A 21,183-nucleotide genomic window follows, 5' to 3' on the forward strand; every position below is an offset into this window, starting at 1 on the left:
GGGAGAGAGAAAAAATGAGCGAATATTTATCAATTCAACACATTCAAAAACAGTTTGATGCATTTACAGCGTTAAAAGATATTTCTTTTACTGTGAACAAAAATGAGTTTGTATGTTTATTAGGCCCAAGTGGTTGTGGGAAAACGACATTGCTTCGAATTTTAGCAGGTCTAGAAGAGGCAACAACAGGTAGTATAGCTGTGAATGGAAAAGATATTACAGCATTACCTCCTGGAAAGAGAAACTTCGGAATGGTGTTTCAATCGTATGCATTATTTCCGAATTTAACAGCACTTGAAAATATTGAATACGGCTTAAAGACAAAAAAATATGGAAAAGCAGAAGTAAAAGAGAAAGCGCTAGAGGCGTTAAAACTTGTAGATTTACTGAATGTAAAAGATAAATATCCTGCTCAAATGTCTGGTGGACAACAGCAGCGAGTGGCACTTGCACGTGCGCTCGCTCTGTCTCCAGATATTTTGTTACTCGATGAGCCGTTATCTGCTTTAGATGCAAAAGTACGTGAAAAGTTACGTAGAGAAATGCGTGATTTGCAAGAGAAAGTAGGAGTAACAACTATTATGGTCACGCATGATCAAGAAGAGGCATTAACGATGGCTGATAAAATTGTTGTAATGAATCATGCGGAAATTATGCAGATTGGAACACCAGAGGAGATTTATCAAAGACCGGCCAATCCGTTTGTGGCAGATTTTATTGGTTCTATTAATTTCTTTTCGAAAAATAACGAAGAGCATGCAATTCGTCCTGAACATGTAACAATTGTACAAAAGGACGGTATTAAAACAGTTGTGGAAAGTATGGAATTTCGTGGATCTGTATATCGAACGGAAGTGCGAGTCGTAGAAGAAAACACACACCTTTATAATGAGAAAATTGTAGTGGATATATTAGCATCAGAAGTAGAAGTAGCTGATATTAGAAAAGGAAAGCCGATTCAAATCTCTTTCTCAGAAAATCATATGTTGTCATATGGAAAGAAGGTCATTGTATAGATGGAGATGTTAGAAAACTACAAGGTAGAAAGTGCGAAAAAAAAGATTAAGAGAAGTATAGGGAAAGAGGAATGGATCCAAAGGCTTGTAATTATCGGTATGATTCTTTCCTTCCTTGTCATACTTGTATTACCACTATTACAACTATTTACACAAGCTTTTTATAATAAAGATGGAGTTTTCATTGGTTTAGCGAATTTCAGTAAATATTTTACAACACCAACTTTAGTTCAGTCTTTACAAAATACGGTATGGATTTCGGGCGCAACAACAATTATTTCAGTTTCAATTGCATTCGTTTACGCATATGCAATTGCCCGTACGAATGTTTTTGGAAAGCGTGTATTTCAGTATGTAGCGTTATTACCATTGTTTGCACCAACGATGATGCACGGTATAGCACTTACATATTTATTTGGTAATCAAGGGCTAGTAACGAAAGGAATGTTTGGGTTATTTGAAGGTATACAAATCCCTTTATATGGACCAGTAGGAATTGTAATAGCTGAAGTTATGTATACATTTCCGCAAGCCTTTCTCATATTACTAATTGCCTTTCAAGGATCCGATTATCGTTTATATGAAGCTTCTAATATGCTAGGGGCGAGTAAAACAAAACAATTTTTCACGGTTACTTTACCTAGTGTAAAGTACGGATTAATTAGTGCAATGTTTGTTGTGTTTACACTTAGTTTCACTGATTTTGGGGCACCAAAAATTGTTGGTGGACAATATAATGTGCTTGCTACTGACGTATACAAACAAGTAATTGGACAGCAAAATATGTCGATGGGTGCAACAGTTGGAATGATTTTATTAATCCCAGCTATATTCGCATTTGCAGTTGATCGTATTACGCAAAGAAAGCAGGCGAATTTCTTATCTTCAAAAGCAGTACCATACAGAATAATAGCTAATAAGAAAAGAGATGTCATCTCATTCATATACTGTAGTGTGATTACATTTATGATCATTCTGTTATTTGTGGCAGTTGGTATTGCTGCAAGTGTGAAAGTATGGCCATATAATATGAGTTTTACATTTGAGCATTTTAATTTTTCGAGTTTAACAGGAGATGGACTTGAAGCATTTAAAAATAGCGTAATTGTTTCAGCAGTTACAGCAGTTATTGGGGCGATTTTAACATTTGTATTTGCATATGCAATTGAGAAAATAGACCAGCTACAATTCTTCCGAAAAACAGGTTACTTTTTCTCTATCGTTCCTTTAGCCATACCAGGTTTAGTACTCGGATTAGGATATGTCTTTTTCTTTAGTCAACCAACGATTCAAATTTTGGGACTATCAGTAACGAACCCGTTTCATTCTTTATACGGAACAATCGCTGTGTTAGTACTAGTAAATATCATTCATTTTTATTCTGTAACATTTGTCACGGCAACGACTGCTTTAAAGAAATTAGATCGAGAGTTTGAGCTTGTTTCGCAGTCGATGGGTATTCCATTTTATAAAACATTCTTTAGAGTAACGGTACCAATGTGTTTACCAGCAATTTTAGAAATGGTAATGTACTACTTCGTAAATTCAATGGTAACTGTATCGGCAGTTGTATTCCTATATGCAGCTGATTTTAAACTAGCTGCCGTATCAATCGTAAATATGGATGATGCAGGAAATGTGGCGCCAGCAGCTGCAATGAGTGTGCTTATTGTTGTTACAAATATTGTAGTAAGAGTTGTATATGAATGGGGAACGAAAGCACTTCGTAACCGAACTTCACAATGGCAAAAAAGATAAGTAAGAAAGGTGATGGACAGAATGAAAATTGAAGCAGTTATTTTTGATTGGGCAGGGACAACAGTTGATTACGGATGTTTTGCACCACTAGAAGTATTCATGGAGATTTTTCAAAAACGCGGCGTTGAAATTACAGCAGAAGAAGCTCGTAAGCCAATGGGGTTATTAAAAATAGATCATGTAAGGGCACTTACTGAGATGCCTCGTATTGCGAGTGAGTGGAATCGTGTTTTCCAACAATTACCAACAGAAGCAGACATTCAGGAGATGTATGAAGAATTTGAAGAGATTCTCTTCGCTATTTTACCACGCTATGCTTCGCCGATTAATGGAGTAAAAGAAGTGATTGCTTCTTTACGTGAAAGAGGAATTAAAATTGGTTCAACGACTGGTTATACGAGAGAAATGATGGATATTGTAGCAAAGGAAGCAGCGTTACAAGGATATAAACCTGATTTTCTTGTTACGCCAGATGATGTTCCAGCAGGCCGTCCATATCCATGGATGTGCTATAAAAATGCAATGGAACTTGGTGTGTATCCGATGAACCATATGATAAAAGTTGGGGACACAGTATCAGATATGAAAGAAGGTAGAAATGCTGGAATGTGGACAGTTGGTGTAATTCTTGGCAGTAGCGAGCTCGGTTTAACGGAAGAGGAAGTGGAGAATATGGATTCGGTAGAACTTCGTGAAAAAATAGAAGTAGTTCGCAATCGTTTCGTTGAAAATGGGGCGCACTTTACGATAGAAACGATGCAGGAACTCGAAAGCGTAATGGAACATATCGAGAAACAAGAACTTATTATTTCATAAAAGGGGAATAGGATCATGACTGAAAATCACTACTTATTATTAACACCAGGACCATTAACGACAACAAAATCAGTAAAAGAAGTTATGCTATACGATTGGTGTACGTGGGATGATGAATATAATACGATGGTGCAAGAAGTAAGAGCTAAACTTGTATCGTTAGCGACGAAGGAAGAAGAGAAATATACAACAGTGTTAATGCAAGGAAGCGGTACGTTTTCAGTTGAAGCAGTAATTGGTTCTGTTATTCCGGCAAATGGGAAGATTCTCGTTTGTACAAATGGTGCGTACGGTAAGCGCATTGTGCAAATGGCAGAGATGTTACAGATTGATGTAGTGGTCAGTCAAACAGAAGAGTGGGAACCTACTAATATTGTAGAAGTAGAGAAGTTATTGCAAGAAGATAAAGAGATTACGCATATTGCAGTTGTTCATTGCGAAACGACGACAGGCATTATAAATCCAATTGTAGATGTATGTAAATTAGGAAAACAGTATGGAAAGGTTACAATTGTTGATGCGATGAGTAGTTTCGGCGGGATTGAAATAGACATTGCTGATTTACAAATTGATTTTTTAATTAGTAGTGCGAATAAGTGTATTCAAGGGGTTCCTGGATTCGGATTTGTAATCGCAAAACGTGATGAATTATTGAAGTGTAAAGGGCAAGGACGCTCTTTATCTCTTGATTTATATGATCAATGGGAAACGATGGAAAAACAAAATGGGAAATGGCGTTTTACTTCACCTACACATGTTGTACATGCTTTTTATCAAGCACTACTTGAACTAGAAAAAGAGGGAGGAGTAAGAGCGCGTTACAATCGATATTACAACAATCAAAAACTACTAGTAAATAGAATGGGAGAAATCGGATTTAAGCCACTAGTAGATGAGGAATACCAATCTCCTATTATTACATCTTTCATTTATCCAAAAGAGGGATTCGAGTTTCAACAGTTATATAAAGAATTAAAGCGTTATGGATTTGTTATTTACCCTGGGAAAATTTCGAAAGTAGATACGTTCCGCATTGGAAATATCGGTGATGTACATGAACAAGATATTAATCGCTTAGTTGATAGTATTGCTAAAGGAGCTGTTATTGGGTGAAAGTGTTTTGCTTAGGTGGAGCAGGTAAAATTTGTCGCGAAGCTATTTTGGATTTAGTTCAATTTTCATCTTTTGAGACAATTACAGTAGCTGATTTTAACGAGGTAGAGGGCCGTAAAGTAGTAGAATGGCTCAACGACCCTCGTGTTGATTTTGTAAAAGTAGATGTAACGGATCACGAGGATACGGTTGCAAAAATGATTGGTTATGACATTGTAATGGACGGTACGACGATAAAGTTAAACAGATTGTCGACCCGCTGTATTGCAGAAGCAGGATGTCACGGTGTGAACTTAAATGGATTTGGTGAAGAAAATGAATCGCATGCTATATTTGTTGAAAATGAAAAGATATGTTTACCTGGATTTGGCATGACGCCGGGTGTAACGCAAATGATGGCAATGCATGCAGCAAATCAATTGGATACTGTAGAGTCTGTCCGTGTAAGTCACGGTTCGTATCGTCCGATTGCTTTTTCTGCATCAATTACAGAGACAACGACATATGAATATGATCCATATTTACCATCGCGTACAGTGTATGAAGATGGTGAATTTAAGCAAGTACCTCCGTTTGCGCGTCCGAGAGAAATAGAATTGCCAGAGCCTTATGGTAAGGCAACGCAGTATATCATTCCGCATTCTGAAACGATTACGCTAGCAAAGGCATTAGAAAATAAAGGTGTCAAACTGATAGAGACGAGAGGAACTTGGCCACAGCAAAATATGCAACTTGTACGTGCTTTATATGATTACGGCATATTGCGTAATGATCAGATTGAAATAAACGGGAAAGAAATAGGCATTATGGATTGTATTTCACAGTATTTATTGCAATCGAAAGAAGGGCAAGAAACAGAGCTTTATGGTTATGCACTTCATGTAGAAGTAATAGGTATGAAAAATAATGAGAAGCAAAGACATGTGTTATATCATACACATCCGTTATCTGATGGTTCTGTTGTAGGATGGGAAAAATTAAGAGCGTATACGAGAAACGTCGGTATTCCATTTGGGATTGCTGCAGAGTTAATTGCAAATGGAAATGTAAATAGGGTGGGTGTTGTTACGCCTGAAGAAGCCTTTGAAAATCCACAATTGATTTTTGATGAGCTAGCAAAGCGCGGTATTCATATTCATGAAGAAGTTTCTACTTATAAAGAAAATTATAGCTTTGTATAAGTAAGGACGTTTATAAGGGAGATATAAATGAGGTGAAGCTATGTCTGTAGTAGGAGAAGAAAGAAAGCGAACCATTCTTGAAAAGGTAGAATTTAAAGGGAAAGTAAAGGTTTCAGAATTAGCGAGAGAATTTGCTGTATCAACAGAAACGATTCGTCGATATTTAGAAGAATTAGATCGTGAAAAGAAGCTGAAAAAAGTGTATGGTGGAGCAGTTCAACTTCCAGGCGCTGGAGTAGAGGCACCAATGTTAGAAAGAGAAATGCTACATATAGAAGAGAAGAAAAGAATTGGTTATAAAGCAGCGACATTTGTAGAAGACGGTGATGTCATTGCAATTGATGATGGAAGTACACCGCTTCAAATGGTTCCATACCTTGTTCATCGTAAAAACTTAACGATTGTAACAAGTTCATTTCCAGTCGCAACACAATTAATTTCTTCTATTAATAAAAAGATGTTTCACGGTGAAGTTTTGTTTATAGGTGGAAAAGTATCTCCAAAGCATTCGCGTGTATCAGGGTCTATTTCTCAGCAAGTCATACAGCAATTTCATTTTCATAAAGCGTTCGTTTCGATTGATGGGTTATTACCTAGTTTTGGAGTTTCCAGCTTTGAATTAGAGAAAGCGAAATTGTCAGAGGCGATGATGAAATTAGCTGAGAAAACATATATTTTATGTGATCATACGAAGGTAGGCGTGAAAGGGAATTATCGTATAGCAGCAATTTCGCGTATTCAACACGTAATTTGTGATAAAAAAATGCCATATAGCTTTGAAGAAGAACTTAAGAAGCATAATATTCAGTGGACAGTTTGTTAAATACAGTGAAAGCACATAAACTCCCGCCTAATTTTTAGGAGGGAGTTTTATTATCTGTAAATCGTAAAATAAAAGATTTGCAGTTATGCAAAAAGTGGACACATTTTCTCACCTCTTTCATATAATTTACCAATACAAAAAAAGTTGGTCGAAGGAAAGAAGGGAGAACATGTCAGGACGAATATATAATAAACTTGTATTGTACGCGAATATTTTGCAAAAAATCGGTGTCATCAATGAGAAGGAAAAAAGTGAAATTCTTCATACGATAGGTAAAAAAGCCCTTTGAATAAAGGGCTTTTTTATTTTTTATCTTTAAAAATATAAATTTAATGCAATATTCTCATTGACAATGATAATGATATTCATTATCATTTATTTGTAGATAATTGATAATGAATATCAATTGTAAAGATTATATATGATAGGAGATATTATTTTGAAAAAAAATTACATGAAGGCGCTAGTAGTAGCGACAACATTAGCAATTCCATTTGCTACGTACTCTACTCCAGCATTAGCGGCATTAAAAGTTGAAGCAAATCAATCGGTAGCAGCAGCGAGTGATCGCACGTATGATACTGAGATTAAAATATATAAGGACCAAAAAGATGAGCCATCTATGGTTTCTCAATATATAAAAGATCCTAAAGTAACGATTGCAGCTGGCAAAAAAATTGTCACTGTAACAATGCAAGATAGTGATTATTTTCAATATCTTAGAATAGAAGATAGAAACCAGCCTGGTGTATTTCATGATGTGAAGGTTTTGTCAGAAGATAAGAGGAAGAATGGAACGAAAGTAGTTCAATTTGAAATTGGTGAGTTTGAGAAGAAGCACAATATGCAAATGCATATACTTATTCCAGCTATTGGATATGATCACAAATATCAAGTTCAATTTGAAATTAAAGATCCAACTGTAGGTAACAAAGAAACAGAGAAACCAGATGATAACTCTAATTCAGGCAATACGGAAACGGATAATCCAGTTGATAATCAAAATATGATAACAGATAACAAATTAAGAGAACTTGTGAATAAAAAAGTATTTAATAGAAAAGATTTAAATACACCAATTACGAAAGAAGAGTTATTACAAGTAAAGGATTTGTTTTTAAATACGAATGAGATACTTGATTATAGTGCATTAAAATATATGCCAAATTTAAAATCTTTAACAGTTGCGAATGCGAAGATAAAAGATCCGTCGTTCTTTGCGAACTTAAAGCAATTAAGTCATTTAGCTTTGCGTGGTAATGAATTTTCAGATGTAACGCCACTTGTTAAGATGGATAATTTAGAATCTCTTGATTTAAGTAATAATAAAATTACAAACGTTGCACCACTAACTGAAATGAAAAATGTAAAAAGTTTATTTCTATCAGGCAACCAAATAGAAGATGTAACAGCATTAGCGAAAATGGAACAACTAGATTACTTGAATTTAGCAAATAATAAAATTACGAACGTTGCTCCATTAAGCGCTTTGAAAAATGTAACATACTTAACTTTAGCAGGTAATCAAATTGAAGATATTAAAGCGTTATATTCATTACCTTTAACAGACTTAGTATTAACACGTAATAAAGTTAAAGATTTATCCGGCATTGAGCAAATGAAGCAATTAGAAGAATTGTGGATCGGGAAAAATGAAATAAAAGATGTTACTCCTCTAAGTAAGATGACACAGTTAAAACAATTACACTTACCTAACAATGAGTTAAAGGATATTACGCCATTATCAAGTTTAGTAAACTTACAAAAGCTTGATTTAGAAGCGAATTATATTTCAGACTTATCACCAGTTAGTAATTTGAAAAAATTAGTATTTCTAAGTTTTGTTGCAAATGAAATCCGTGATGTCCGACCAGTTATAGAACTAAGTAAGACGGCTTATATTAATGTCCAAAATCAAAAAGTATTTTTAGAGGAAACAGAAGTAAATAAAGAAGTAAAAGTACCTATATATGAAAAAGATGGTGAGGTTTCTACGAAAATCCGTCTGAAGAGCGATAACGGTACGTATAGTAATGGTGTAGTGAAATGGAGTACACCAGGTGAGAAAATATATGAATTTGGTGTGAAAGATCCATTCGCGGATACAGGAATTTTCTTTACAGGGTCTGTTATTCAAAATGTAGTAGAAAGTAAAGACGGTAATACGTCTAAAGAAGATGAGAAAACAGAAGTGGTAGAATTTAAAGATGTACCAAAGGGACATTGGTCAGAAGAAGCAATTAATTATTTAGCGAAAGAAAAATTATTTATAGGCTATGGAAATGGTGAATTTGGATTTGGTGATAACATTACTCGTGGACAAGTAGCTCTTCTAATACAAAGGTATTTAAAATTAGAAAATAATCTAGTACCAAAAACGGCATTTACAGATACGAAAGGAAATATGTATGAAACGGCTATTGATGCAGTGGTTCAAGCTGGAATTATGACAGGCTATGGAAATGGTATGTTCCGTCCAGATGGAGTATTAACTCGATATGAAATGTCAGTAGTATTACAAAGAGTATTTCAGTTAAAAGAAAATGAAAATAGTGCAGAGAATTTTAAAGATATACCAAATGACCATTGGGCGAAAGGATATGTGAAAGCTTTAGTGGATAATAAAATATCAAAAGGCGATGGGGAAGGGAATTTTTTAGGAGATAATTTCGTAACACGTGAACAATATGCACAGTTTTTATATAATGCAATAAAGAAATAAAGTGAAACTTTAATCAGTGGGGGTTTTGTTCATTCCCCACTGATTATTAGCCCTCACTAATCGGGCTGCCCGTTAATGCGGAATAAAAAATGAGGAAAATACGCTATTCTTTAATTAAAGAGTAGCGTATTTTTATGTACAAAATGAAATAGGAAATAGATAGGAGTATAGACATATGAATAGCCTATTTTAAAGAAGAACCACGAAACTATATTGACAAAAAAGCGTTCTCATGTGATAATTCAATTAATTTTTAGAATAATCAAAAAATATTCCTTTTACATAGAAAGGATTCGAACCTTATATGAATATTATGCCGGGGGTGACGAAATGTTATTTTTTCTGAAGAAATGGAATGAATTAAAAGATGTGAAATCTGAATTGGCACTTCGTGATTGGTTTTATGGTACCAAAATTAGCTTATCGCTATGTACGTCAAAAGAGCCGTTAACATTCTTAGTAAATGTTGAAGGAAGAGATAAAGGGCTATTTTCGGAAGAAGATTTTATTGTCGTAAATTGCATGTGCGAGTCAGTATTTGAAAATGAAGAAAAACCAGCTGCAGAGTCATTTATGCATGCGGATATTTATAAAAAAAGTAGTGCAGGATGTATTTTACAAGTGCAGACTGTAGATAGTCATTTAATATCAGAGTTATATGGGGAAGAAGGAGAAGTAACGTTCGATAAACGCAGTGTGGAGCGTGTTTTCGGAAAAGAAGGTATAACAGAAATGACAATTCCAATTGTAGAAGATGAAAAAAAATTCGCTGATTTATTAGAAAGGAATGTTCCGAATTTCATTGAAGGTGGAGGAGTAGTTCTTGTTCATAATTACGGCATGATTGTGTGGGGAAAAACGCCAGAAGAGGCGAAAAAATGGCTAGAGGGTATAGAATATTTAATGAACTATCATGTAAAGTTATTAATGATTAAGGGGGCAAGGAGCTCTGTTATATAAAAATGGATGTGATATAGCTACAAGTTAATAAATAAATGAAAGCGTTTTAAAAATAATTTCACTCATAAAATATAGGTCTCCTTATTATATATAGATTACATGTTGACATGTAAGGAGGAACATATTTTGCGAGTTAAATATCATTTTCTGCCAAAGCAGCAAGTAACATTTTGCAAAATAAATGATTCTGGTGAAGAGGCACTGCAAATGATGAACGAAACGGGATTTCGAGCCATCCCGGTATTAGCAGAAGATGAGAAGAAATTCACGGGGATTATTTATAAAGTAGATTTATTAGAAAAAAAATGCAATAGCGGATTAGAGCATGTAAGTGCAGGGGATATGCTCGACGATTCCAATGCATTTATTTTTGAAAAGGATTCCTTCTTCAGAGCCTTTTATGTAATTCGTCGGCTTCCGTTTTTAGCCGTGCTAAATGATTATAATGAATTTGTCGGTATGTTAACGCATTCGAATATATTTGATGTTATTGAAGATTCATTTGGTATGCGAACAGGTGGTTATATATTAACCATTGCAACACAAGATTGTAAGGGAACGATTAAAGAGCTTGGGACATTGTTAAAAGCATATAATATCGGTGGCCTATTTACGCTAGATAACGGTGATCAATATATCCGCCGCGTTATTGTAAATATATCAGATGAGTTAGATGAAACAAAATTAAAGCAATTAATCGGAAAAATAGAGAAAAAAGGATTCAGAGTGAGTCACGTAGATTATATTTAAGTTAAAAAGAAAAGTACCTATCTGTTATATATAGATAGGTACTTTTTTGTCCCACTATTTGTGGGTAGTAAAATCCACGCCTCAAAATTTGGTGAAAGCAAAGAAGTTAGGTGGGCGGGTGTTACCTGTAAAAGCCCAATTGGTGAGGGCTGATTATATGTGAGTAATGAACTTTATTTTGAAACAGGAGGCGGGGATAATGCTAGATCAGATAAGAAAATAAAGTCTGCATGCTCACGAATTTTAGGGATAGAAGTTTCAATAACGCGTGATGTAATTTCACCTGGGGGGCCCACATGCCCGATAGCTACCATAATAGGTTTTTCTTGAATTTTTTTGATGAGTAATTGGGCTTGTTTTGAAATATGTCCTGCTGTATACACATCATCAAAAAATAGTTGGTTTTCAATAATAGGAACTCCTAATTCTTTTCCGATTTTTGGGACGACACTATTAGGATTCGTTTTACTATCTAAGTAAAATAAACCGTGTTTTTTACAAGCAGCAAGTATAAGGCGAACAATTCTTTCATCCGCTGTTACTTTTGACCCCATATGATTGTTCATTCCAATTGCATGCGGTACTTCTTGAATGGCTTGTTCAAGTCGGTTGTTTATTTCTTCATCGCTTAAATCAGTTGTAATTGCTTTCGGCCCAAGCCATTCTTTTTTACCTTTTATAGGTTCCATTGGCATATGTATAATAACTTCATGGCCTTTCTTATGGGCAGCTATTGCGTCTTCTTTTGTGGAAGGAAGAAAAGGCATAACAGCAACAGTGAGTGGAATGGGAAGTGATAACATTTGATTAGTCCCCTTCATATTATTACCGAAATCATCAATGACAATAGCAACTTTATTCGTATGAGCATTTGCTTGAATAGGAAATAAGAAAGACGGTAAAAACAAAACAATGATGAATAATGCAATCGTATATTTTCGCATATAAATATTTCCTTTCTATTGTTATCCTGCTATTTGTGGGTAGTAAGACTCCCACCTCAACATTGGGCTGGATAGGTGGGAGATTCACTGCCTACCCGATTGGTGAATGCTAATTATCAGTGGGGCTGAACAAAAAAACACTGATTAAAGTTTCACTTTATCAATCATCATTATGTTTTGCTTTTTTATATAAATTAAACAAAAAATGTCGAAGAAAAGTAGGTGGAAAATTAAGAATCCCCGGTTTACGTAGAATTTATAAAAAAAGAAGATGAAAAAAATGTCTATTATTGCGAATGTATTTACAAAGATAGAATAATTTGTAATAATTCTCAAAGTGAGGGTAAAGATTTGTAAATTACAGGGAGAAAATGTTAAATTTTCTGATTCTTCAAATTTGCATATGATTAAGTAGTTAAAAAAAGTCAATGGAGAAGTGAAGTTAAGAGCATGGAAGTATAATAAGGGGGATATGGATGTTTACTGTAAAAAGGAAGTACACATTAGAAAAGCTTTCACGTGATATTCATATGAAACGTGAAGAAATGATTCAACTAGGATTAACAAGTGGGCTAAATAGTAGGGAGACAATTCAAGTTAGTCAAGAATTGGACAAGCTTATTTTACAATATCAATGTTATAAAGAAAAACAAACACCGAAATGGTTTTCAATTATAAAAATACCTATTTTCCAAATCGGGTATGAAGGAAAATCAAATAATTTTTGGCGAATGCTTGTGGCTGGTTTTATGAAATAAGTATAATTACCCTTATAGGATAAGGATAATTATACTATGTGTAACGGAATTTCGATATGAACTGTCGTTCCTTCATTTTCTGTACTGTCGATAAAAATATGCCCATTATACATCTCTACAATTCGTTTACATATGACAAGTCCAAGACCTGTTCCAGTATCTTTATTAGTAAAGAACGGATGAAAGAGGTGTTTTTGAATATGTTGCGGAATCCCTTTTCCAGTATCTGTAATATGCAGTTGTGCGTGTGTTTCATTGTTTTTTACTACAATGGTTAGTGTATCATTAGAAGTCATGGCCTCAATTGCATTTTTGGTAATGTTTAAAACCACTTGTTTCATATGGTCTTTCGAACAACGGATATGAACAGGATGGTCTGGCAAATGTAAATGGAATACAATGTTATGTAAATTCGCCTCAGATTGAATAATTAATGCTACCTCATTTAGAATTGTTCTTACATCATATGTTTGTTCGATGATGGCGGTTGGCTTTCCTAGAATAAGAAATTCACTTACAATTTCATTGATTCGCTCTATTTCTTGTTCAATTACGGAAAAGTAGAACTGATCTTGTTCATCTTTATATTTCTCTTTTAATAGAGCGACGAGTCCTTTAATTCCAGTAAGAGGATTACGGATTTCGTGTGCTGTACTCGCTGCAAAAGTTCCAACTAATTCAATTTTCTGTAGTTCATTTTGTTGTCTTTCAAGTTTTGTTTGACGTTTTAACAACATATATTGAGCAAGCAAAAATAAAATAGACATTAAAAATAAAGTAGCTATACACTCTATTGCAACCCACTGGTATAAGGTTTTTTGATGAATGGGTAATGGAGAAACAGAGACCTTCCAATTTAATCTTTGGAGTGGGGTAGTAAGCATATTAGAATGCGTATCACTTGTGTCGTTATTATCATCGGTTAGAAAAACTACATCATGTTTATCAGTTACCTCAAAATGGTATTGTGGTTTAATGGCATTTAAAGAAGAGGAAATGTAATCAAAGCGTAAACTAGCTAATAATAATCCTGAGAGCTCCTTCTGTTTATTAAATATGGGGGCAGCAATCATAATAGCTTTATGTCCAAGAACGCGATCAGTAATGACTGATGATACAGTGGTTTTTTTAGTTTGGAGCGCGTCTTGAATATATTTACGGTCTGAAACATCTATAGGCTTTGATTCATCTTCAGATGCGATTGTAATGACTCCTTCTGGTGTAGCGTAATATAGACCAGAAAAGCGTGCATCGTTTCCATCTGTATCATGTACAATTTGTTTAATGCCATTTATATTACCAGTCTCGGTGCCTACAACTTTTGCAAGCATGTCTAAAGCAGAAATTGCTTCACCAAGATGATGATCCAAATAATCTCTATATAAAAAGAGAACTGTATGAGCAGATAATTTGTTTTCCTGTTTCATTTTATATGTATGATACGAATAAAATGTAGCACCAATCCCTATTGTCGGTAGGATAACAAGCAATATATATATAATTATGCTTTGGAATTTGACTTTCAAATGTGGTACTCCTTCTTTTTTTATTATCATTATATATAAACTATGTTAAAATTGTCATGTTTTTATTCAAGAATGATTTTTAATATATTAGGGGAGAGGAAATGGATGAGTGAATGCTCATTCGGAATTCACATGAAGTATGAAGTGGTATTTTCTTTTTATTGCTGAGAATTTAAGTGAAGGGTTGAAAGTTGTATGACATCAAATAATGAACGAGAAGATATTTCTCAATCTTTAAAAGTATTTATTGCATTATCTCGTGTACATCGTTCTGTTATGGATACTACAAATAAATCTATACAAAGTAACGGGTTAAATCCAACTGAATTTGCTGTATTAGAACTGCTATATCATAAAGGCGGTCAACCACTCCAGCAAATTGGTGAGCGCATTTTAATAGCTAGTGGCAGCATTACATATGTTGTAGATAAGTTGGAGAAAAAGGGATTAGTAAAGAGAATCCCATGTCCGAATGACAGACGTGTTATTTACGCGCAATTAACTGAGTCTGGCGAGAACTTTATTGCTTCTATTTTTCCGGGGCATGAGAAAGTTATACATCAGTCTTTTGAAATGTTAACGAAAGATGAAAAAGATGAATTACTTGATTTATTAAAAAAAATTGGGAAGTATGAAAAATAATATGTTCCAAAGGAGCTTTGGATAAATAAATCCAAGGCTTTTTTATTTGTAATGAACTCATGGCAGTCACTGCCGAAATTTGTTGAAAATTAAGAGGGGATTCGAGAATACGTATTGAATTATAATAAAGGTATGTAATGGAGAGGAGGCTCGTTCATGTCATTTAAAGACTATGAATATAAACGCCCAAATATTGAAGAGTTAAAAGAGAAATTTACTGTTGCTTTAGAGAAGTTTGATAACGCAAAAACTGTAGAAGAACAAAAACAAGTCATTCATTCAATTAATGAGATTCGCAACGATTTTGGTACAATGGGAAACCTTTGTTACATTCGTCATTCTGTTGATACGACGGATACTTTTTATAAGGAGGAGCAGGATTTCTTTGATGAATTCTCTCCAGTTGTACAAGGATATGGTACAAAATATTATAAGGCACTCATTAATTCTCCATTTCGTGAAGAATTAGAGGCGTATTATGGAAAACAATTATTTGCTCTAGCAGAATGTGATTTAAAAACATATTCAGATGAAGTCGTGAAAGATTTACAATTAGAAAATAAATTATCATCGCAATATACACAGTTATTAGCATCTGCAAAAATTGACTTTGCTGGAGAAGAAAGAACGTTATCGCAACTGATTCCGTTTATGCAAGGAAAAGAAAGAAGCGAACGTAAAGCAGCAAGTGAAGCATACTACGGATTTTTAGCTGGAAATGAGGAAGAACTAGATCGTATTTATGATGAGCTTGTTAAAGTGAGAACGAAAATCGCAAAATCTTTAGGTTTCAAAAACTTTGTTGAACTTGGATATGCAAGAATGTACCGTACAGATTATAATGCGGAGATGGTGGCTAATTACCGTCAGCAAGTGCTAGATTATATCGTTCCCGTTACAACGGAATTAAGAAAGCGACAACAAGCACGTATCGGTGTAGAGAAGTTAGCTTATTACGACGAAAACTTTGAGTTTGCTACAGGTAACCCAACTCCAAAAGGAGATGCGGATTGGATTGTTGATCATGGAAAGACAATGTATAAAGAGTTATCGATTGAAACAGATGAATTTTTCAATTTCATGCTAGATAATGATTTATTAGATTTAGTTGCGAAAAAAGGAAAAGCTGGTGGCGGATATTGTACATATATTGAGAATTATAAAGCACCATTTATTTTCTCAAACTTCAATGGAACATCTGGTGACATTGATGTATTAACACATGAAGCAGGTCATGCTTTCCAAGTATATGAAAGTCGTAAATTTGAAATTCCAGAATATAATTGGCCAACATATGAGGCATGTGAAATCCACTCTATGAGTATGGAATTCTTTACATGGCCATGGATGAAGCTATTCTTTGAAGAAGATGCAGATAAATATTACTTCTCTCACTTAAGTTCAGCACTTCTGTTTTTACCTTATGGTGTATCTGTTGATGAATATCAACATTATGTATATGAAAATCCTGAAGCATCACCTGAAGAGCGTAAGACAGCATGGCGTAACATAGAGAAGAAATATTTACCACATCGTGATTATGAGGATAATGATTATTTAGAGCGCGGTGGTTTTTGGCAACGTCAAGGGCATATTTATAGCTCACCGTTCTATTATATTGATTACACGCTTGCTCAAATTTGTGCGCTACAATTTTGGAAACGTGCAAGAGATAATAGACAAGAGGCTTGGGAAGATTATGTGAATCTGTGCCAACAAGGTGGAAGTAAATCGTTCTTAGAATTAGTAGAAGTTGCAAATTTAACATCACCATTTGCTGAAGGCTGTGTGAAAAGTGTTATTACAGAAATTGAAGCATGGTTACATGCGATTGACGACACAAAATTGTAAAAAACATGCGCTTTTTTTCACATGTTTAACATCGACATAATGGGAAAATGATGAGATAATAAAAGAAAATTCAGAATACTAAAGAGGTGTTTCTAATAAGGAGCACCTCTTTTCACAAACAAAAGGGGGGAACAAGTATGCTTCAATCTAATATGGATGTAAGTTTAGAAAGTTTAGTAAACTCATTACAGTCTACTCGAAGCACGCTATTATCAGAAATTGAAATGTTAAATGACACAGAAGTGAATGTAAAGCCACGCCGTGATAAATGGAGCATTATTCAAATTTTACACCACTTGCATTTAGTTGAACAATCTGTCACGTCTGCCCTTGTATATGCTTTACAAAAAAAGGAAAGAAACATGACTCCATTTAAAGACCTCCAACTTACGCTTGATCGCACACATAAACGAGAAGCTCCTCAGCAAATGCAACCAACAGAAACTTTAATGAAAAAACAGCAAGGAATTCAATTGCTAGAACATTCACGCCAAGAACTATTACACGCGCTTCATAGTGTTATAGATGAAAAAGATTTATTTGAAAATGGATTAAAGCATCCTGTTTTTAATGATCTGAATTTGTATCAATGGGTTCAATTTCTTGATTTGCATGAACAAAGACATCTTACGCAGTTAAAAGAGGCGAAACATGCAATTTTGCAACGCTAAAGTGGAAGAAGTGGGAAACCACTTCTTTTTTGATACGTGCATAGTTTTCTTTCTTATTTTGGAATACTACATGGAGAAAGAAAAGAAGGAGTTGAAAAAACATGTCTAAGAAGAAGCGAGAAGAAGAGCGCGCCTGGAAAGCACGTAAAGAAAATCAACAACCGCACGGAAAAGTGAAAGCTTTTGCTGAATTAGTTGAAGGAACAGAAAAAACGTGATGAGTATTTCATCACGTTTTTTGTATGAGTGGAAAAGTTAATAAAAAGGTTGTACCGATTCCTTTTTCACTTATAATATCAATTTTTCCATTCATAGCTTGAACAACACTGAATACGACCATCATTCCAAGTCCAGTACCTTTTTCTTTCGTTGAATAAAAAGGAGAGCCAAGACGTTTTACTTGTTCTGAATCCATACCGACTCCTGTATCTTTTATATATAACTGAATATGCTTATGATCAGGAACTAATGTGAAATAAAGATCACCGCCTTTTGGCATAGCCTCAATGCAATTTTTTAAAATATTTAATAAACATTGATTTAGTTTTTGCTTTTCACCAGCGATAAAAAAAGAAGTGCTTTGCTTTATATAATGAGTACGTACATTTGTTAAATTAGTAAGCGGTGTAATTAACGACAATGCATGTAGTAATTCTTCTTCTAACTGTAATGTTTGTTCTTTTTCAATGCTTGGTTTAGCAAAGGTTAAATAATCTGTAAGAACATGATTTGCTTGTTCGATGCCGTTAATGGCAATGTCGATATACAATTTTCGTTCCTGCTCAGTACATGTATCTGATTGTAACAGTTGTAAAAAACCTTTCGTTGAAGTTAATGGATTGCGAATTTCATGAGAGATAGACGCTGCCATTTCACCAATTAAATGAAACTTTTCAGCATTTATAAGTTCGTTTTGGAGACGAACTTGAGTTTGTAATATGTGCAGTAAATATAAAATTAGAATTGTACCAAGCATTGAACATAACTCATACACAATAATATGCAGTATATAATCAGTCTTATTTGTAACCTTTGAAAGGAAGAAGGGTATCCAACTAAATCCGTATGTGAGACTGTAGATAATAGCAAGTGTTATTTTTATACGATTAGAAGTTTGATTAAAAAATTTATATGTTAATAGTAGAACAATAAATAGAAGAACAGAACCGATAAGAGATGGGAAAACACCTACCCCACCTAATAATAAGCGATATATGTTTAATACAACTAAGATAGAACCACCAGCAATAGGCCCTCCCGTTAATGTACCGACAATTAATACAATATGGCGCATATCAAATTGAAAACCATTATTTGTTTTTGCTGCAAATGTAATACAGAGTACGGTAGCAAGGCAACAGAGTACAATGAATATAGCTGAATTTAATTTAGGAGAGCGTTTCCCTTTTTGATTCCAAAATAAATGATATACGAGCATTGTAATCAGGATGAATAATATATTTAAAAAGAGATAAATAATAAAGGATTTCAGTGGGATGCCTCCTCTCTTCTTAGATTAAATTAATCATACTATAAAATGAAAGAAATGAAATAATAAATAGCGGAAAAATCAGAAATTTTTACGCTAGTATACAATATGTTACAATAAGCTGTGTCAATGAAAGAAGAAATTCCGTGCATCGCGCGGGAGAGGTTCGCGAACTCCCTCTATAAAAAACTATGGAAACAACAATATCCTTAGGTATTGTTTTGTTTTTTTATTGTGACAGTTCAAGAACGTTCTTTCTTCTTATTTATAGTAGAGAAGGAGAATGAGTGAAATGAAAAAAGAAAAAGCAGTTGTTGTTTTTAGTGGAGGACAAGATAGTACGACATGTTTATTTTGGGCAATAGAGCAGTTTGCAGAGGTAGAAGCTGTAACGTTTAATTACAATCAACGTCATAAGCTAGAAATTGATTGTGCAGCGGAAATTGCAAAAGAACTAGGAATAAAGCATACGGTACTAGATATGAGTCTATTAAATCAACTTGCTCCAAATGCGTTAACCAGAACGGATATGGAGATTACACATGAAGAAGGTGAATTGCCATCGACATTTGTAGATGGACGAAATTTACTCTTCTTATCATTTGCTGCTGTATTAGCAAAACAAGTTGGAGCACGTCATATTGTAACGGGTGTATGTGAAACTGATTTCAGTGGTTATCCAGACTGCCGTGACGTGTTTGTGAAATCGTTAAATGTTACTTTAAATTTATCTATGGATTACCCGTTTGTCATTCACACGCCACTTATGTGGATTGATAAGGCTGAAACATGGAAATTATCAGATGAACTTGGAGCATTTGAGTTTGTTCGAGAAAAAACATTAACATGTTATAACGGAATCATTGGTGATGGTTGCGGTGAATGTCCAGCATGTCAACTTCGTAAAACAGGATTAGATACGTACCTACAAGAACGCGAAGGAGCGAATAACTAATGGATAACTTTTTTGGATTTCGCATCGTAGAGAATTTGCAAAAAATGGACAAGGATATTCAGCGTAAACAACTCAAATACCATAATAAAAGAGTAATGGTCAGCAAGGAATTTACATTTGATGCAGCACACCATTTACACTGTTATGAAGGGAAATGTAAAAACTTACACGGTCACACATATAAAGTTGTATTTGGAATTAGTGGATATGTAAATGAAATAGGTCTTGCAATTGACTTTGGAGATATAAAAGAAATTTGGAAAAATGAAATCGAAATTTATCTAGATCATCGTTATTTAAACGAAACGTTACCTGCAATGAATACGACTGCTGAAAATATGGTCGTTTGGATTTATGAAAAGATGGCAGAAGCACTAACAAAAGAGAATCGAGTGAACGAATATAAAGGAGCTCGCGTTGAATTTGTTCGTCTATTTGAGACGCCGACTAGTTATGCGGAAGTAAGACGGGAGTGGATGCTTGATGAGTAAAATCCCTGTCTTAGAAATATTCGGTCCGACTATTCAAGGTGAAGGAATGGTTGTAGGGCAAAAAACAATGTTTATTCGTACAGCTGGTTGTGATTATAGCTGTGCTTGGTGTGATTCTGCTTTTACGTGGGATGGATCAGCTAAAGATCAAATTAGACAGATGACACCAGAAGATATTTGGGATGAGCTTGTTGCAATTGGAGGAGAAAATTTTTCTCATGTTACGATTTCAGGTGGAAATCCGGCATTACTGAAAAATATTGAGTTTCTTCTTTCTATATTAAAAGAAAATGGAATGCGAACGGCAATTGAAACGCAAGGGAGTAAATGGCAAGATTGGTTACTTCAAATTGATGAGGTAACAATTTCTCCAAAACCACCAAGTTCAACGATGAAAACAGATTTTCATAAGTTAGATGCTATTATTCAGAAACTAGCAGGAAAAGATATTAGTTTAAAAGTAGTAGTATTCGATGATCATGATTTTGAATATGCAGTTAAGATGCACGAACGTTATCCAAAGGTACCATTTTTCTTACAAGTAGGAAACGATGATACAAAAACAGTGGATGATGCGATGCTTATAAAAAATTTATTAGATAAGTATGAATGGCTGATTGATAAAGCTGTAAATTGTAAAGAGATGAATGATGCAAAAGTATTGCCTCAGCTTCATGCGTTAGTATGGGGAAATAAGCGCGGCGTATAACGAGAAGG

Annotated in this window: 20 protein-coding genes and 1 riboswitch; of the genes, 17 read left to right on the forward strand and 3 right to left on the reverse strand. The window is 34.5% G+C overall.

The genetic code is table 11. The features are described 5' to 3' along the window. Positions 1–14 precede the first annotated feature (14 nt). From BHV55_RS07055 to cbpA, 9 genes are all read left to right on the forward strand, one after another. Positions 15–1,016 carry a putative 2-aminoethylphosphonate ABC transporter ATP-binding protein gene (locus tag BHV55_RS07055; RefSeq protein ID WP_000006190.1) on the forward strand — a complete coding sequence of 334 codons (1,002 nt, stop codon included), beginning with the start codon at positions 15–17 and terminating at the stop codon, positions 1,014–1,016. Next, positions 1,017–2,774: a putative 2-aminoethylphosphonate ABC transporter permease subunit gene (locus BHV55_RS07060; RefSeq protein WP_000425518.1), complete on the forward strand. Its 1,758-nt coding sequence runs from the start codon at positions 1,017–1,019 to the stop codon at positions 2,772–2,774. 21 nt (positions 2,775–2,795) lie between these two features. Then, a complete protein-coding gene (gene phnX, locus BHV55_RS07065) occupies positions 2,796–3,590 on the forward strand; it encodes a phosphonoacetaldehyde hydrolase (RefSeq protein ID WP_048568820.1) in 795 nt (264 codons plus the stop codon). 15 nt (positions 3,591–3,605) lie between these two features. Beyond that, positions 3,606–4,703, forward strand: a complete 1,098-nt coding sequence (gene phnW, locus BHV55_RS07070) for a 2-aminoethylphosphonate--pyruvate transaminase (RefSeq protein WP_048568821.1) — start codon at positions 3,606–3,608, stop codon at positions 4,701–4,703. Further along, positions 4,700–5,884: a saccharopine dehydrogenase family protein gene (locus tag BHV55_RS07075; protein WP_000862174.1), complete on the forward strand. Its 1,185-nt coding sequence runs from the start codon at positions 4,700–4,702 to the stop codon at positions 5,882–5,884. The genes phnW and BHV55_RS07075 overlap by 4 nt, the downstream gene beginning before the upstream one ends. Positions 5,885–5,924: 40 nt before the next feature. Then, on the forward strand, positions 5,925–6,707 hold the full coding sequence (locus tag BHV55_RS07080) for a DeoR/GlpR family DNA-binding transcription regulator (RefSeq protein ID WP_000117667.1): 783 nt from the start codon (positions 5,925–5,927) through the stop codon (positions 6,705–6,707). Between the two features lie 421 nt (positions 6,708–7,128). Further along, a complete protein-coding gene (locus BHV55_RS07085) occupies positions 7,129–9,429 on the forward strand; it encodes an NEAT domain-containing leucine-rich repeat protein (protein ID WP_002060989.1) in 2,301 nt (766 codons plus the stop codon). Positions 9,430–9,759: 330 nt separating this feature from the next. Then, positions 9,760–10,389, forward strand: a complete 630-nt coding sequence (locus BHV55_RS07090; RefSeq protein ID WP_000896005.1) for a class II aldolase/adducin family protein — start codon at positions 9,760–9,762, stop codon at positions 10,387–10,389. 126 nt (positions 10,390–10,515) lie between these two features. Then, complete coding sequence (gene cbpA / locus BHV55_RS07095; RefSeq protein ID WP_001264207.1) at positions 10,516–11,139, forward strand: cyclic di-AMP binding protein CbpA; 624 nt, start codon at positions 10,516–10,518, stop codon at positions 11,137–11,139. A 173-nt stretch (positions 11,140–11,312) separates the two neighbouring features. Here cbpA and BHV55_RS07100 read toward each other — a convergent pair whose 3' ends face one another. Continuing rightward, positions 11,313–12,083: a divergent polysaccharide deacetylase family protein gene (locus BHV55_RS07100; protein ID WP_001234107.1), complete on the reverse strand. Its 771-nt coding sequence runs from the start codon at positions 12,081–12,083 to the stop codon at positions 11,313–11,315. A 476-nt stretch (positions 12,084–12,559) separates the two neighbouring features. Here BHV55_RS07100 and BHV55_RS07105 point away from each other — a divergent pair, with 476 nt between their 5' ends. Next, a complete protein-coding gene (locus BHV55_RS07105) occupies positions 12,560–12,841 on the forward strand; it encodes an aspartyl-phosphate phosphatase Spo0E family protein (protein WP_000495536.1) in 282 nt (93 codons plus the stop codon). A 29-nt stretch (positions 12,842–12,870) separates the two neighbouring features. Here BHV55_RS07105 and BHV55_RS07110 read toward each other — a convergent pair whose 3' ends face one another. Continuing rightward, positions 12,871–14,367 (reverse strand): DUF3149 domain-containing protein, encoded by a 1,497-nt coding sequence (locus BHV55_RS07110; protein ID WP_000865053.1) that lies wholly within the window; start codon positions 14,365–14,367, stop codon positions 12,871–12,873. A gap of 195 nt (positions 14,368–14,562) precedes the next feature. On the opposite strand from BHV55_RS07110, the gene BHV55_RS07115 reads away from it, so the two are divergent. From BHV55_RS07115 to BHV55_RS27420, 4 genes are all read left to right on the forward strand, one after another. Next, a complete protein-coding gene (locus BHV55_RS07115; RefSeq protein ID WP_000203336.1) occupies positions 14,563–15,009 on the forward strand; it encodes a MarR family winged helix-turn-helix transcriptional regulator in 447 nt (148 codons plus the stop codon). 156 nt (positions 15,010–15,165) lie between these two features. Continuing rightward, positions 15,166–16,860, forward strand: coding sequence for a M3 family oligoendopeptidase (locus BHV55_RS07120; RefSeq protein WP_048568823.1), 1,695 nt, complete (start codon positions 15,166–15,168; stop codon positions 16,858–16,860). A 137-nt stretch (positions 16,861–16,997) separates the two neighbouring features. Continuing rightward, positions 16,998–17,531 (forward strand): DinB family protein, encoded by a 534-nt coding sequence (locus tag BHV55_RS07125; RefSeq protein ID WP_000941970.1) that lies wholly within the window; start codon positions 16,998–17,000, stop codon positions 17,529–17,531. A 101-nt stretch (positions 17,532–17,632) separates the two neighbouring features. Continuing rightward, positions 17,633–17,749 (forward strand): DUF6254 family protein, encoded by a 117-nt coding sequence (locus BHV55_RS27420; protein WP_000038355.1) that lies wholly within the window; start codon positions 17,633–17,635, stop codon positions 17,747–17,749. Between the two features lie 11 nt (positions 17,750–17,760). Here BHV55_RS27420 and kinB read toward each other — a convergent pair whose 3' ends face one another. Continuing rightward, a complete protein-coding gene (gene kinB / locus BHV55_RS07130; RefSeq protein WP_000964152.1) occupies positions 17,761–18,969 on the reverse strand; it encodes a sporulation sensor histidine kinase KinB in 1,209 nt (402 codons plus the stop codon). A gap of 206 nt (positions 18,970–19,175) precedes the next feature. Then, positions 19,176–19,219, forward strand: a riboswitch (PreQ1 riboswitch). A gap of 93 nt (positions 19,220–19,312) precedes the next feature. Between kinB and queC the strand changes: the two genes are divergently transcribed. Genes queC through queE form a run of 3 tightly spaced genes read left to right on the forward strand, consistent with a single transcriptional unit; the run spans position 19,313 to position 21,175 of the window. Next, positions 19,313–19,975, forward strand: coding sequence for a 7-cyano-7-deazaguanine synthase QueC (gene queC / locus BHV55_RS07135; protein ID WP_070757165.1), 663 nt, complete (start codon positions 19,313–19,315; stop codon positions 19,973–19,975). After that, positions 19,975–20,466: a 6-carboxytetrahydropterin synthase QueD gene (queD, locus tag BHV55_RS07140; protein WP_000368414.1), complete on the forward strand. Its 492-nt coding sequence runs from the start codon at positions 19,975–19,977 to the stop codon at positions 20,464–20,466. Before queC ends, queD begins: the two co-directional genes overlap by 1 nt. After that, complete coding sequence (queE, locus tag BHV55_RS07145; RefSeq protein WP_000036298.1) at positions 20,459–21,175, forward strand: 7-carboxy-7-deazaguanine synthase QueE; 717 nt, start codon at positions 20,459–20,461, stop codon at positions 21,173–21,175. The genes queD and queE overlap by 8 nt, the downstream gene beginning before the upstream one ends. Positions 21,176–21,183: the final 8 nt, after the last annotated feature.

It is taken from the genome of Bacillus sp. RZ2MS9 (assembly GCF_001816185.2).
Taxonomy (GTDB): domain Bacteria; phylum Bacillota; class Bacilli; order Bacillales; family Bacillaceae_G; genus Bacillus_A; species Bacillus_A cereus.

What these genes read in the sequence shown, in the direction of transcription:
- BHV55_RS07055 (WP_000006190.1), top strand. Translation starts at nt 15, where the DNA reads ATGAGCGAATATTTATCAATTCAACACATTCAAAAACAGTTTGATGCA.
- BHV55_RS07060 (WP_000425518.1), top strand. Translation starts at nt 1,017, where the DNA reads ATGGAGATGTTAGAAAACTACAAGGTAGAAAGTGCGAAAAAAAAGATT.
- phnX (WP_048568820.1), top strand. Translation starts at nt 2,796, where the DNA reads ATGAAAATTGAAGCAGTTATTTTTGATTGGGCAGGGACAACAGTTGAT.
- phnW (WP_048568821.1), top strand. Translation starts at nt 3,606, where the DNA reads ATGACTGAAAATCACTACTTATTATTAACACCAGGACCATTAACGACA.
- BHV55_RS07080 (WP_000117667.1), top strand. Translation starts at nt 5,925, where the DNA reads ATGTCTGTAGTAGGAGAAGAAAGAAAGCGAACCATTCTTGAAAAGGTA.
- BHV55_RS07085 (WP_002060989.1), top strand. Translation starts at nt 7,129, where the DNA reads ATGATAGGAGATATTATTTTGAAAAAAAATTACATGAAGGCGCTAGTA.
- BHV55_RS07090 (WP_000896005.1), top strand. Translation starts at nt 9,760, where the DNA reads ATGTTATTTTTTCTGAAGAAATGGAATGAATTAAAAGATGTGAAATCT.
- BHV55_RS07100 (WP_001234107.1), bottom strand. Translation starts at nt 12,083, where the DNA reads ATGCGAAAATATACGATTGCATTATTCATCATTGTTTTGTTTTTACCG.
- BHV55_RS07105 (WP_000495536.1), top strand. Translation starts at nt 12,560, where the DNA reads ATGTTTACTGTAAAAAGGAAGTACACATTAGAAAAGCTTTCACGTGAT.
- BHV55_RS07115 (WP_000203336.1), top strand. Translation starts at nt 14,563, where the DNA reads ATGACATCAAATAATGAACGAGAAGATATTTCTCAATCTTTAAAAGTA.
- BHV55_RS07120 (WP_048568823.1), top strand. Translation starts at nt 15,166, where the DNA reads ATGTCATTTAAAGACTATGAATATAAACGCCCAAATATTGAAGAGTTA.
- BHV55_RS07125 (WP_000941970.1), top strand. Translation starts at nt 16,998, where the DNA reads ATGCTTCAATCTAATATGGATGTAAGTTTAGAAAGTTTAGTAAACTCA.
- BHV55_RS27420 (WP_000038355.1), top strand. Translation starts at nt 17,633, where the DNA reads ATGTCTAAGAAGAAGCGAGAAGAAGAGCGCGCCTGGAAAGCACGTAAA.
- kinB (WP_000964152.1), bottom strand. Translation starts at nt 18,969, where the DNA reads ATGCTCGTATATCATTTATTTTGGAATCAAAAAGGGAAACGCTCTCCT.
- queC (WP_070757165.1), top strand. Translation starts at nt 19,313, where the DNA reads ATGAAAAAAGAAAAAGCAGTTGTTGTTTTTAGTGGAGGACAAGATAGT.
- queD (WP_000368414.1), top strand. Translation starts at nt 19,975, where the DNA reads ATGGATAACTTTTTTGGATTTCGCATCGTAGAGAATTTGCAAAAAATG.
- queE (WP_000036298.1), top strand. Translation starts at nt 20,459, where the DNA reads ATGAGTAAAATCCCTGTCTTAGAAATATTCGGTCCGACTATTCAAGGT.